This is a genomic window from Streptococcus sp. ALY_211 (genome assembly GCF_058314555.1).
Genome location: NZ_JBZFUN010000003.1, coordinates 210,736 through 223,499 on the forward strand (window position 1 = coordinate 210,736; position 12,764 = coordinate 223,499).

General features: G+C 41.5%; 13 protein-coding genes and 1 riboswitch. Of the genes, 10 read left to right on the plus strand and 3 right to left on the minus strand.

Annotated features, from left to right (window positions below; translation table 11 throughout):
- Positions 1-4 precede the first annotated feature (4 nt).
- On the plus strand, positions 5-964 hold the full coding sequence (locus AC4HAJ_RS04285) for an aromatic acid exporter family protein (protein WP_491078925.1): 960 nt from the start codon (positions 5-7) through the stop codon (positions 962-964).
- Between the two features lie 26 nt (positions 965-990).
- Here AC4HAJ_RS04285 and AC4HAJ_RS04290 read toward each other — a convergent pair whose 3' ends face one another.
- Together AC4HAJ_RS04290 and AC4HAJ_RS04295 are read right to left on the minus strand one after the other, a co-directional pair.
- On the minus strand, positions 991-1,557 hold the full coding sequence (locus tag AC4HAJ_RS04290) for an NAD(P)H-dependent oxidoreductase (protein ID WP_491078926.1): 567 nt from the start codon (positions 1,555-1,557) through the stop codon (positions 991-993).
- Positions 1,554-2,150 carry a TetR/AcrR family transcriptional regulator gene (locus AC4HAJ_RS04295; RefSeq protein WP_491078927.1) on the minus strand — a complete coding sequence of 199 codons (597 nt, stop codon included), beginning with the start codon at positions 2,148-2,150 and terminating at the stop codon, positions 1,554-1,556. Before AC4HAJ_RS04295 ends, AC4HAJ_RS04290 begins: the two co-directional genes overlap by 4 nt.
- Before the next feature lie 141 nt (positions 2,151-2,291).
- On the opposite strand from AC4HAJ_RS04295, the gene AC4HAJ_RS04300 reads away from it, so the two are divergent.
- From AC4HAJ_RS04300 to AC4HAJ_RS04320, 5 genes are all read left to right on the plus strand, one after another.
- A complete protein-coding gene (locus AC4HAJ_RS04300) occupies positions 2,292-2,768 on the plus strand; it encodes a MarR family winged helix-turn-helix transcriptional regulator (protein ID WP_491078928.1) in 477 nt (158 codons plus the stop codon).
- Entirely contained in the window at positions 2,758-3,999 is a 1,242-nt protein-coding gene (locus tag AC4HAJ_RS04305) for an acyl-CoA thioesterase/bile acid-CoA:amino acid N-acyltransferase family protein (protein WP_491078929.1), read from the plus strand. The genes AC4HAJ_RS04300 and AC4HAJ_RS04305 overlap by 11 nt, the downstream gene beginning before the upstream one ends.
- A 76-nt stretch (positions 4,000-4,075) precedes the next feature.
- Positions 4,076-5,122, plus strand: a complete 1,047-nt coding sequence (locus AC4HAJ_RS04310) for a D-alanine--D-alanine ligase (protein ID WP_491078930.1) — start codon at positions 4,076-4,078, stop codon at positions 5,120-5,122.
- Positions 5,123-5,590: 468 nt separating this feature from the next.
- Positions 5,591-6,022 (plus strand): hypothetical protein, encoded by a 432-nt coding sequence (locus tag AC4HAJ_RS04315; protein ID WP_491078931.1) that lies wholly within the window; start codon positions 5,591-5,593, stop codon positions 6,020-6,022.
- Positions 6,023-6,135: 113 nt separating this feature from the next.
- Positions 6,136-7,074: a bile acid:sodium symporter family protein gene (locus AC4HAJ_RS04320; RefSeq protein WP_491078932.1), complete on the plus strand. Its 939-nt coding sequence runs from the start codon at positions 6,136-6,138 to the stop codon at positions 7,072-7,074.
- Positions 7,075-7,138: 64 nt separating this feature from the next.
- On the opposite strand, the gene AC4HAJ_RS04325 is transcribed toward AC4HAJ_RS04320, so the two are convergent.
- The gene (locus AC4HAJ_RS04325) at positions 7,139-7,693 is read right to left on the minus strand and encodes a folate family ECF transporter S component (protein WP_491078933.1); all 555 of its coding nucleotides are present in this window, start codon (positions 7,691-7,693) and stop codon (positions 7,139-7,141) included.
- Between the two features lie 79 nt (positions 7,694-7,772).
- Positions 7,773-7,863, minus strand: a riboswitch (THF riboswitch).
- A gap of 123 nt (positions 7,864-7,986) precedes the next feature.
- Between AC4HAJ_RS04325 and AC4HAJ_RS04330 the strand changes: the two genes are divergently transcribed.
- The 4 genes from AC4HAJ_RS04330 (at position 7,987) to AC4HAJ_RS04345 (ending at position 12,763) form a co-directional block, all read left to right on the plus strand.
- Positions 7,987-9,351: a UDP-N-acetylmuramoyl-tripeptide--D-alanyl-D-alanine ligase gene (locus tag AC4HAJ_RS04330; protein WP_491078934.1), complete on the plus strand. Its 1,365-nt coding sequence runs from the start codon at positions 7,987-7,989 to the stop codon at positions 9,349-9,351.
- Positions 9,352-9,366: 15 nt separating this feature from the next.
- Positions 9,367-10,032, plus strand: coding sequence for a YwaF family protein (locus AC4HAJ_RS04335; RefSeq protein WP_491078935.1), 666 nt, complete (start codon positions 9,367-9,369; stop codon positions 10,030-10,032).
- Between the two features lie 216 nt (positions 10,033-10,248).
- Entirely contained in the window at positions 10,249-11,913 is a 1,665-nt protein-coding gene (locus AC4HAJ_RS04340) for a ribonuclease J (RefSeq protein ID WP_491078936.1), read from the plus strand.
- A 76-nt stretch (positions 11,914-11,989) separates the two neighbouring features.
- On the plus strand, positions 11,990-12,763 hold the full coding sequence (locus tag AC4HAJ_RS04345; protein WP_491078937.1) for a matrixin family metalloprotease: 774 nt from the start codon (positions 11,990-11,992) through the stop codon (positions 12,761-12,763).
- Position 12,764 lies beyond the last annotated feature (1 nt).

Sequence of the window (12,764 nt, forward strand, 5' to 3'; positions counted from 1 at the left end):
TTTTATGACAACATTAGAGCGTGCTGTAAAAGTAACCCTAGCAACCTTGCTCGCTATTGTGACAGCTAACTGCCTAGGTCTATCTTATGCTAGTTCAGCTGGTATTATAGCTATTCTAAGTGTTTTAGAAACACGGAGATCAACGCTCCAGATAGCAGGAAGACGATTTTTATCCATGCTGCTGGCCTTTGCTCTTGCTATGATAAGTTTTGCTAGCCTAGGTTACACCCTCTATGCCCTTGCTCTTTATTTATTGATTTACCTGCTGATAGCCTATCCTTGGAAGTTAGCTGCAGGAATTGCCCCCAGTACTGTCCTTGTCACTCATTTATTAGCAGAGCAATCGATCGGTTTTCCCCTCTTGCTCAATGAAACAGCTCTGTTTGTTATAGGAGTGGGCTGGGCCTTGATTTTCAATCTTTATATGCCCTCAAAAGAAAAAGAAATTTTAAGTTTTCATGATCGTGTCGAGCATCAGCTAAAAGCAATCCTTTATCGGTTTGAAAGTTTCTTACTTAAAGGTGACGGAACCAATGATGCAAGACTGATCAATGACCTAGCTGAGACGCTAGAAGAGGCTTTGACCTTGGTTTATCTAGATAGACATAATAAGCTATTTAGTCAAACCAACTACCATGTCCACTACTTTGAGATGCGTCAGCAACAAAATAGCCTTTTGCGTCAGATGGCTACTACAATCAATCGAGGTCAGCTAGATGGAGATGAGAGTCAGATCTTAGCCCACCTATTTCAGCAGACAGCTAGACAACTCAGTCAAGATAACCCAGCCCTTGCCCTAATAGAAGAAATCCAAGAAACGCTGGTCTTGTATCGTCAGCGTGATCTTCCCAAGACACGACAAGAATTTGAAACGAGAGCTATCTTGTTTCAGTTATTGCAAGACTTAGAACGTTTTATCCAGTTGAAGGTTGATTTTTATGAGAGCTATGGGAAAAACCACTAAAAAATGCGCTATTTAAAGCGCATTTTTTAGTGGTAGCGATTAGCAGTCATCAGACCAATCTTGTCCAAGCCTTTGGTTAATTTTTCCTTAGAAGTTCCTTTAACATAAGGTAAGCTGGTGAGTTTGACGGGCTTGAAGCCGCACATGCCAAGGACTTGTTTCTGAAGGAGGCGTCCATAATCTTGCTGAAAGAATTTTGCAATAAAGCTAGGGGTATCATGAGTTGTAATAATCCAAGCGGATTTTCCCTTAAGGTGACCAACTGGCCGTGTCCCCTTGTAGGAATAAGCGAAGCCAGAAGCAAGGACACGATCAATAAAGCCTTTGAGAATAGCTGGCATACTTCCCCACCAGATAGGAAAAATAAAGATAACATCATCAGCCCAGGTGATCATTTGGCGATAGACTGCCATTTCAGGGTCGTCCTTGATAGCTTGTCGCTTATCATAATGTAAGACAGGATTAAAGTCTTCCTGATAAAGATCCACATGTTTGATAGTATGTGTTTTTGGCAGACTTGATTGGATTTTGGTTTGAATGGCATGTGTAAGACTAGTTGTCTTAGGATGAGCAGTAATGATAAGAATATTCATGCTTGACCTCCAGTGATATAAATAGATAGAAATTCTGATAAATTATCAGAAATTGCATCTTGGGAAAGCTTGGAATTGACTTCGGATCTGACAATCATAGCCAATCCCAAAATATAGCTCCATAGATGCAGGGCAATCTCTTTTTCTGATGCCTTAAGGCTTGCTTCCTGCTTCAATGTCTGAACGATCGCTACAAAGCGTGTGAAGCCTGGAAAAGACTCATGAGCTATGATATGCTCCTCTGCGAAGGTCAGGTAAGTCGTCGGAAATTTGATAAATAGAACATCAAAAAAATGTGGGGATTGCTGAGCATATCTAAGGACATTTTGCCCCATGACCAGGAGCTTTTCCTGGCTAGTCTCAGCATCAGTAACTCCCGACATCATGATCTGGCTAAAAGAGGCAGAAATTTCTTCCACCAGCACTTTGAGATAACCTTCCTTACTGCCAAAATGCCGGTAGGGCGCACCGTGAGTGATTCCGCAGCGTTTGGCCACCTGACGGATAGATAAGTTGTCTATGCCGTTTTCCTCAATATCCTTAAGAGCAGTGGTGATCAGTGCTTTTTTGAGCGTTTGAGTATCTCTTTTCATAAATCTCCTTTCTTTTTGTAGACGCTGTCCACTTTTATAAAAAGTATACACTGTCTACTTTTTGAAGTCAAGAAAAAATTGAATTTGCCAAGTTGACATTTATATGTTAAATTGTTAAGTAACTTAACAAACGAGGGTATTATGGTTAGCTTACATCAATTTAACGATCGCTTTAGAGACTTTGTCGATAAGTATTACCAACAAGAAGAGCGTCAGCATACTATGCCGGATAGTTCACTAACAACAGCGGAGGTTCATCTGATTGTATTAGTGAGTCAGCAGGAAAATATAGGACTTTCAGAAATCGCCATTCGATGGCGTGTCAGCAGAAGTGCAGTAACACAACTTGTCAGTAAAGTTGTAGCGAAGGGCTATCTGAAAAAGACTCCTTCCTACCATAAAAAGAGTGCATTGCAGCTGTCATTGACCGCTTCTGGCAGAGAAGTAGTGACTTACCATCGCCAACAGCACGATTTTTTAGAAACACGATTACAGATGGTTTTAGCAAATTATCCTAGCGAATTATTAGATGATATGTACCAACTAATGACAGATGTTGAAAAGGTGTGGGATGAGTTGCTATTACGTAATAAGGAAGAGGGAGTTCATGAAGATTAGCCTAGAGAGTAAGAGTTATTTAGCAGATGATGATTTTGATATCCTCGTGACAGATGCTTTGCTTGAGACTATTTATGAGATTGAAATGACTTTAATTGGCTATTACAATATTAATGCACCAATGACCTTGGACCCAGAGATTCCTTGGACAGCTAAAGGAACTTATCAGACCGATAGGTCTGGCAGATTATCCATAAATAAAAGTGAAAGTTTTGGTGGCTCCTACAAGGGGATAGAAGCGATGGCTTTATTTTATCTATGTCGCCCTCAAACTGTGGCAAAAAAAGCACTTGTGGATAAGATAGAAGATATACCCTTGAAAAAAGACTTTACTGTATTGATTGAAGTACACCATAATTCAAAAATAGTAGGGAGAGCAAGCTTTAAACGCTATTTTCAACTGCCAATAGTGAAAGAAAAAACGATCAACCTTACAAAGGCTAAGGGACGTCTTTTTTACCTGGAAGATAAGCAAGATCAACCAGCTATTATTGTTTTAAGTGGCAGTGACGGTCGTATAGAGAAAGCCCAAAATATTGCGCAGTTACTAGCCAGCAGGGGCTTTGTTACTTTAGCCTTATCCTATTTTGGCTTGAGAGGCTTGCCTAAAAATCTAAACCGGATTGAAATACTTTCAGTACAAGAAGCTGCGGCTTATCTTAAAACTTTGCCTCAAGTCAACTCAAACAGAATTGGCCTATATGGGCGCTCCAAAGGAGCAGAGATGGCCCTAGTTAGTGCGGCCTATTTTAAAGATTTTTCTTGTCTAGTTCTTAACTCCCCTTCATGTGCTGTTATGGAAGGCATTAAAGGGAAACGAAATTCCAAGTCCTCCTCATGGTTGCTATCAGGTGAGGAGTTACCTTATACACCATTTTCATGGAAAAATTTCTTGAAGGGCTTATGGTACCGTCGTCCCATCATCGCATATAGGTCAGATAGCTTGATTCCTTTGAAAGATTTCAAAGCCAATCTCTTAATGATAGCTGGTGGACAAGATGAAATCTGGCCAGCCAGCGCCTCGGTCCAACAGATTGAGCAGACCCTATGGTCTGAGGGATCCCAACCAGCAGGACAGGTACAAACGCTCATTCTTCCTGGTAGTGCTCATATGTTAACCATTGCTAATCAGCCAAATCATCGTTATAGCCGTATGCCATGGAAAATCTCCAAAAGAGATAGTCAGCTATCTTGGCAAGCTACTGTGGCATTTTTTAAAAATTATTTATAACCTTCTGAGCATTTGATTACACTTATGGATATGCTATAATATCACCAGCGAAAAAATAAAGTAGAAAAGAGAACTTATGTCTAAGCAACCATTAGTTTTACTATACGGTGGACGCTCAGCTGAGCGTGAAGTATCTGTTCTGTCGGCACAAAGCATTATGCGGGCTGTCGATTACGATCGATTCGAGGTCAAGACCTATTTCATCACTCAGGCGGGTGACTTTATTAGAACTCAAAGCTTTACTAGCCAGCCCAGCCAAGATCAGGTGCTCATGACCAACGATAAGGTTGATTACTCAGCTCAGATCAAACCCAGTGATATCTATGAAGAAGGTGCGGTTGTATTTCCAGTACTGCACGGTCCCATGGGTGAAGATGGTTCTATCCAAGGCTTCCTTGAAGTTCTGAAGCTGCCTTATATCGGTACCAATCTTTTATCATCTAGTGTCGCTATGGACAAGATTACAACCAAGCATGTCCTTGAATCTGCCGGTGTCCCTCAAGTTGCTTACCAGGTCTATCTGGAAGGTCAAGATAAATCACAGACCATGGACAAGGTAGAAGAAAAGCTGACCTATCCAGTCTTTATCAAGCCTGCTAATATGGGATCATCTGTTGGGATATCTAAGGCTGAGGACCGTGATCAGCTGAGCGCAGCTATCGATTTAGCCCTTAAGTATGACAGCCGTATCTTGATAGAGCAAGGAGTGGATGCTCGAGAAATAGAAGTTGGCATTCTTGGTAATAGTGAGGTTAAGACGACCCTTCCAGGAGAAGTGGTCAAGGATGTCGCATTTTACGACTATCAGGCCAAGTATATTGATAACAAGATTTCTATGGCTATTCCAGCTAAGATTCCTGAGGACATTATGGCACAGATGCGTCACTATGCAGAGGTTGCCTTCCGTGCGATTGGTGGTTGTGGTTTATCACGTTGTGACTTCTTCCTAACTGCACAAGGGCACATCTATCTCAATGAGCTGAACACCATGCCTGGCTTTACCCAATGGTCTATGTATCCCTTGCTATGGGAAAATATGGGACTAAACTATACCGATCTGATTTCAGAGCTTGTAGATCTCGCACAAGACATGTTTGATAAGAGAGAAGCGCATTTGCTATAAAAAGAAAAGCCGGAAGTTTTCAGACTGGAGACAAATTTATTTTCCCCAATAAAATGAGATAAGAAGCTTTGCAAGTTTTCAAATACATTTCCTTTTTTTACCGAGTAAGGCGAGCATAATCCAGCCACCTCCGCCGTGCTAAAAGTGTTAGAAACGCTATTATATAAAGGTTTCTAACACTCGAGAATTTTGAGACCTAAGTCTCAAAATTAAGCTATGAAACTCCGAAGGAGGTTGCTAGCGTCCAACAAGCCCTTAAGGATGGTGGCAAACACTATTTTTTATTCAGCTGAAAGCCGAAAGGCTTTTTTTATAGAATCAGAAAAAGGAGAAGGAAATGTCTTTAATGGGTTACGTGATGATGAGGTTAATACTTTCTGCTTTACTGCAGTTAGGGATTTATGTGATATTTAGAAAAGAACCCAATCGTCTTCGCTTCATTATTGGGTTTAGTATTTTTTATGGAGTGTGACCCTGGTCTATTATTTTCCTCAGACTTTGCTAGTCGTTGCCATCTTATTTTTGATGATTGGCTTTTCTATGGGAAAATCAGCAACCAACGTCGGTCGATTTTTATGGCTGTATATGGGAACAACAGCTCTGTTAATGAGTATAGGCATGATATTTTTTAGTCTTTTTCGTACTTATGAAACCTTTACTTTTTCCTATCAGGGCGATCGTTACCGAGTTATCTATGATCGTTTCCATAGTGGAGGTCTCTTACACTGGCAGGACGATACTAAAACGTATCTTTACAAGGAATCCTCTCCTTTCAAACCGCTGAAAACAAAGAAAGCGCATATAGAAGATGATGCGTGGATTTCCGATGGTATTTTAAAGCCTGAGGATTACGATTCTACAAAAGATTATATGAAAAGCGACTGGGATATCAGTGAGTGAGTTTATGGCTTACTTGGGAAAATAATTTTCAGAATATTTTCAAAACTCTATTGAAAATATTCTGACAGAGGTATATAATAAGGCCACACAATGATAGAAAGAGGCGAAAACTTATGGAAAAGGTAGAACGAGTTAGTAAGTGGATTAGTAAATGGTTCACCTTATTTGTGATTATCTGGGCAGCCTTTAATTATGGTTTACCCCAAACCAGTAGTTGGGTTATTCCAAATACTTCTTATCTTCTTAGTCTTATTTTATTTGGCATGGGGCTGACATTGACGACTGAAGATTTTGTCCGTATTTCTAAACGCCCTATTCCTGTCGTTCTGGGGACAGTAGCCCACTATATTATTATGCCAGGCCTAGCTTGGCTGCTTTGCACAATTTTCCACTTGGATGGGGCAACAGCAGCAGGAGTTATTCTAGTTGGCTCTTGTCCAAGCGGGACTTCTTCAAGTGTAATGGCTTTCTTAGCAGGTGGGGATGTGGCTTTGGATGTTTCAATCGAAGTCCTTTCCACTTTATTAGCACCTGTGATGTTACCTATCTTGCTGTCAATCTTAGCTGGACAGTATATTGAAGTACCTGCAGCAAAGCTTTTTGTATCAACGCTTCAAATAGTCGTTGTACCGATTATTCTCGGTATCGTCATTCATAAATTATTGGCCCATAAGATCGATGCTATTATTAAGATTATGCCCTTGATCTCACAGACAGCTATTTTGTTGATTATTGGTGCGGTAGTATCGGCCAACCATGCCAATATCTTTACATCAGCGACAGCTATCGTTATTCCTGTTGTCATGCTCCACAATCTATGTGGTTATGGATTGGGATTTGCCTTCTCAAAAATCTTAGGACTAAAAGAGCCTCAACAAAAAGCAATCACCTTCGAAGTTGGTATGCAGGATTCAAGCCTAGGAGCAACCCTAGCCATGAAGTATTTCACGCCGCAAGCGGCTATCCCTTCAACTATTTTCTCCATTTGGCACAATATCTCTGGCTCAATCCTATCATCATGGTGGAAAAATCATGCAAAAGAAAGTTTGTAATAAAACAGCTAATACAGCTACTAAAAAAGTCGCACCCCTCATAGGAAATGCGACTTTTTGTTTGCTAGCTAGCCTTGGTTATGCGACACCACTCTGGAATTTTCTGCATCTGGGTTAGAACCAGCATGGTTAAAATAATACGAATAGGAATTTCAAAGATTTTCAACCAACGCCCAGTGATAAACTGTACCCAAATTGGAGTATGGTAATAAATCTGAATCAATAGAGGAGTGAAAATGAAGGTTCCCACCAGCATGACCAAGATAGTAGCCAGACTGACCCGTAGCCAACTGCCTTTGGAGTGCCAGCTGAGGGACTTTCCATAAAAGAAGAATCCGTAGATAGCACCTTGGATAGCTTCCATAAGCGTCCACCAGATGATAAAATTGGAGCTACCTCCGCTGAAGGTGTCAAGGATATCAATCAAGGCAAAAGCAATAAAAGCGTACCATGGTCCACCAACAGCCCCAATCAAGCAACCAGTAATGAAAGTCAAGCTGACCGTTAGCTGCTGAGGAATGATAGGGATAGATAGCTTACTAAGGACTAGCTGCAAAGTCATCAGAATGGCTAGGGTACTGAGCTGCCTAAGTTCGAGTTTACTGGGGTATTTTGACATAAAAAAGCTCCTTTTCTAGTAAAGCGGAGCTGTTTACCTATAGGATCTGATAAATTGGGACAACAGATCATCTAGAAAAAACAGCGGATGCAGTGGTTTATCGCACGTTTCGTTTCGTTATGTGACAACATCCCATTCACATACACTTGACGCAAACCACCTACTCTGTATGGCTACATACTCTATCAGTCTACCATGCTTGCGAGAAAAAGGCTAGACCTTAAAAATTTTGGACATTTAAATATGATATAATGCTAAGGAATAATCAGATAAAAAAAGAAACAGGTGTACTCATGAAATTAACCTTACAGGAAATTGCAAAAGTGGTTGGTGCTCAAAATGATGTGAGTGCTTATAAAGATGTGGTGATTTCTGCTATTGAATTTGATAGTCGTAAAATTGCAAATGGCGACCTTTTTCTACCTCTTAAAGGGGAGCGTGATGGCCACGATTTTATCCCTATGGCCTTTGATAATGGAGCGGCTGCAACCCTTAGCGAACGTATCATTGAAGACCATCCCTTTCTCTTGGTAGCTGATACTCTAGCAGCGTTTCAAAAGTTAGCTCAGTACTACCTAGAAAAGATGCCAATCGATGTCATCGCAGTGACAGGATCTAATGGTAAAACAACTACCAAAGACATGATTCATGATGTCTTAACTACCACCTACAAGACCTACAAGACTCAAGGGAACTATAATAATGAGATCGGTCTGCCTTATACGATTTTGCATATGCCAGACGATACACAAAAGCTTGTTCTAGAGATGGGGCAGGATCATCTAGGTGATATTGAGTTGCTCTCCAAGATCGCTCGCCCCAAAATAGGGCTTGTGACCTTGATTGGAGAAGCGCATCTAGAGTTTTTTGGCAGCCGTGATAAGATTGCCCAAGGGAAAATGCAGATCACAGCGGGTATGCCGACAGATGGTGTTTTGATTGCACCTGCAGATCCGATTATTAATCCCTATCTTCCAGATAATCAACGGATCGTCCGTTTCGGTCCAGATGAGGATATTTACTTATCTGAGCTTGATGAGGGTAAGAATAGTTTGAGTTTTACGCTTAATTTCATGGATGGGAAGATAAAGCTGCCTGTCACTGGTAAGTATAATGCGACCAATGCTATGCTGGCAGCCTATGTCGGCAGGCTAGAAGGAGTAGAGGATCGAGCGATCATAACAGCACTGGAGCATCTCGTCTTGACCAAGAATCGGACAGAGTGGAAAAAAGCTCAAAATGGTGCTGATATCCTAGCTGATGTCTATAACGCCAATCCAACAGCCATGCGCTTGATTTTAGAGACCTTCTTGTCCATTCCCGCCAATACTGGCGGCAAGAAGATAGCCGTCCTAGCTGACATGAAAGAGCTTGGTCCTGACTCGGTCAAGATGCACACAGATATGATCATGGCTATGAATCCTGATCAACTGGATTATCTCATTTGTTATGGAGAAGACATTGAAGAATTGAGTCAACTAGCCAGCCAAATGTTCCCTCTTGGCCATGTCTATTTCTTCAAAAAAACAACCAAGGAAGACCAATTTGCTCCAATGCTTGATAAGATCAAGGACCTCCTCAAACCTGAAGATCAAATCCTGCTTAAAGGCTCAAATTCCATGCACTTGGACAAGGTTGTCGATGGTTTGCTTGGCTAAAGGAGGGAAAGAAATATGCAAGAATTTCTAACGACCCACAAAACTCAGCCCCCTACCATTCCTATCTGGGTTTACCTGCTCATTTTAGCCGGCCTGGTCTTCAGTTTAGTGATCACCTATAGATACCACAGTAAAAACTGGTTTTTGCAGCTTTTTAAAGCCGTTCAGCTTTTACAATTACTAGGGCTCTATGGCTGGTATCTAGTCTTTACTATTCCGGTATCCGACAGTTTGCCGCTTTACCACTGTCGCCTAGCTATGCTAGGCCTCGTCTTTCTTCCTGATAGTTGGAAATTGAAGCGCTATCTAGCTTATTTAGGCTTCGCTGGGGCTATCTTTGCCCTAGGCTATCCTGTCTTAGATCCCTACGATTTTCCTCATATTACAGGAGTCTCCTTTATTCTTGGACATTTTGCCCTTTTGATCAATAGTTTTGCCTATCTGCTCAATTACCGTAGCAAGGAGTCCCTGTCAATTGCGGGATTAGTGGCTAGGACTTTTCTACTAGATCTGATTTTACTTGGAGTTAATCATATCACAGGTGGAAATTATGGTATCATGCGATTCACCCCGATTATCAATAGCACCAATGTCTGGATCAATTATCTAGCGGTCTCCAGTGTTTATAGCCTAGCCTTGATTATTTGCTTGTGGGCGTTTCAATCTTATAAGAAAGCCTGATCAAGGCTTTTTTTACTACTTGAAAACCTGACTAAGCTCAGCAATTTGTGCTATAATACTAGAGACTGTAAATCGACTTAGTAACCTTCACCCTTGAGAGTAATCAGTGGGCAGGAGGACCTTAAGGACCGTTGGTAACCCGCAGTGATGAGCTGTAGGTATAATGGAGGATGTCCTCTGATAATCAAGTAATAAAAAATATATGGAGAAATAATCATGAGCAGTGATATTAAAATCATCGCCTTGGGCGGTGTCCGTGAAAACGGAAAAAACTTCTACATCGTAGAGGTTAACGATGCTATCTTTATCTTGGATGCTGGTCTTAAATATCCAGATAATGACCAACTCGGTGTTGACGTTGTAGTACCCAATATGGACTACCTGGTAGACAATAAAGACCGTGTACAAGGAGTTTTCCTGACTCATGGTCATGCGGATGCTATTGGAGCCCTTCCCTACCTTTTACAAGATGTGCCAGTACCAGTATTTGGTTCAGAATTGACTATAGAGTTGGCTAAATTAGTCGTTAAAAATAACTCTCAAGTTAAGAAGTTCAATAACTTTCACATCGTTGATGCACAGACGGAAATTGAATTCCAAAATGCTGTGGTATCCTTCTTTAGCACAACTCACTCGATTCCTGAGAGTCTTGGTATTGTCTTGAAGACTGACCGTGGTAATATCGTCTATACTGGTGATTTCAAGTTTGACCAAGCAGCCAGCAGTGGTTACCAGACCGACTTTGCTCGTCTAGCTGAGATTGGACGAGAAGGTGTTTTAGCCCTCCTTGCTGATTCTGCTAATGCAGATAGCAATGAGCAGATTGCCAGTGAGGCTGAGGTCGGCCTAGAGATGGACGAGGTGATAGGCGATGCCCAAGGACGTATTATCGTAGCGGCCGTTGCCAGCAACCTCTCTCGTATCCAGCAGGTCTTTGATGCTGCTGCCGAGCATGGCCGCCGTGTAGTTCTTACAGGTTTCGACGCTGAAAATATCGTTCGTACAGCCATTCGGCTCAATAAACTCAGTATTATTGACGAGAAGTTGATGATCAAGCCAAAAGAGATGGCTAAGTTTGAAGATGACGAATTGATCATTCTAGAAACAGGTCGCATGGGTGAGCCTCTTGAAGGATTACGAAAGATGTCTATCGGTCGTCATCGCTATGTTGAGATCAAGGATGGCGATTTAGTCTATATCGTCACAACGCCGAGTGTGGCTAAGGAAGCTGTCGTTGCCCGTGTAGAAAATATGATTTATATGGCTGGTGGTAGTGTCAAGCTGATCACACAAAACTTGCGTGTATCTGGTCATGCTAATGGTCGTGACCTGCAGCTCTTGATCAATTTGCTGCGTCCGCAATACCTCTTCCCTATTCAAGGGGAGTACCGTGAGTTGCAAGCTCATGCTGATCGTGCAGAAGAAGTTGGCATGCTGCCTGAAAATATCTACATAATGAAGCGTGGAGATATTATGACTTATAGCGATCAAGGCTTCTTACATGAAGGTGGTGTTTCAGCAAGTGATGTTATGATTGATGGGAATGCTATTGGCGATGTGGGTAACATTGTCCTGCGTGACCGTCGCATTTTATCTGAAGATGGTATTTTTATCGTTGTCATCACAGTCAATAAAAAGAAAAAGACCATTGTCTCCAAGGCTAAAGTCCATACTCGAGGTTTTGTCTATGTTCGCAAGAGCCGTGATATTCTGCGTGAAAGTGCGGACTTGGTAAATAAAACTGTCGAAAATTACTTAGCGACAGAAGGATTTGACTGGGGCGAGCTAAAAGGTCAAGTCCGTGATGAACTCAATAAATTCTTATTTGATCAGACTAAACGCCGGCCAGCTATCCTTCCGGTGATTATGGAAGTTAGATGAGATGGACTAATAATACAAAAAAGGTGGGGCAACCTGCCTTTTCAATTGAGTTTTTTTATCAGGACTGATATACTAAATGTCATTTAGTTTTGATAGATTGCGAGGTGATGATCAGATGATCTATATGGTTCGATTATTGTGGCGATTATTTAGAGCTGCATTGAGCTTTGTTTTACGCTTTTTCTTTGGTATGGTTAAGGCAGCCTTAGTGATAGCAGCCATTCTTGTCGGCTTATTTTTCTATTCTCAACACGCAAGCTCACCCTTTGCACGCTCTCTTCAAACTACCTTTGATACTGTGACCAGCCGGATCTCTATGGATGAAGATTTAGATCGTAATCTTCAAGAGCTCGGTCTACAAAATTTAACGACAGATGAGCACGATGCGAATCATTTTCACGGTTCACGCTGGGCTACCAATAAGGCTTCGGTCTACATCGTTTCAACAGACCAAACGATTGTCAATGCTTATGAGCAAGCCTTGCAATCTTGGAATTCTACGGGTGCCTTTACCTTTACTTTAGCAGCTAGTAAGGATCAAGCCGATATTGTTCTTATGGATAAGTCTGACCCTAGCAGTCAAGCAGCCGGAGAAGCTCAGTCGACCTCAGATGCTAGGACTAACCTCATCAAACATGTTGATGTCTATTTAAATAGCTACTATTTACTAAATCCTAGCTATGGTTATAGTAATGAACGAATCATCAATACAGCCAAGCATGAATTGGGACATGCCATTGGACTTGACCATAATGATGCTGAAATTTCGGTGATGCAGTCATCCGGTTCCTATTACGGCATCCAAAAACGTGATATTAAGGCCACAAAGGAACTTTATGAAAGAGACTAGG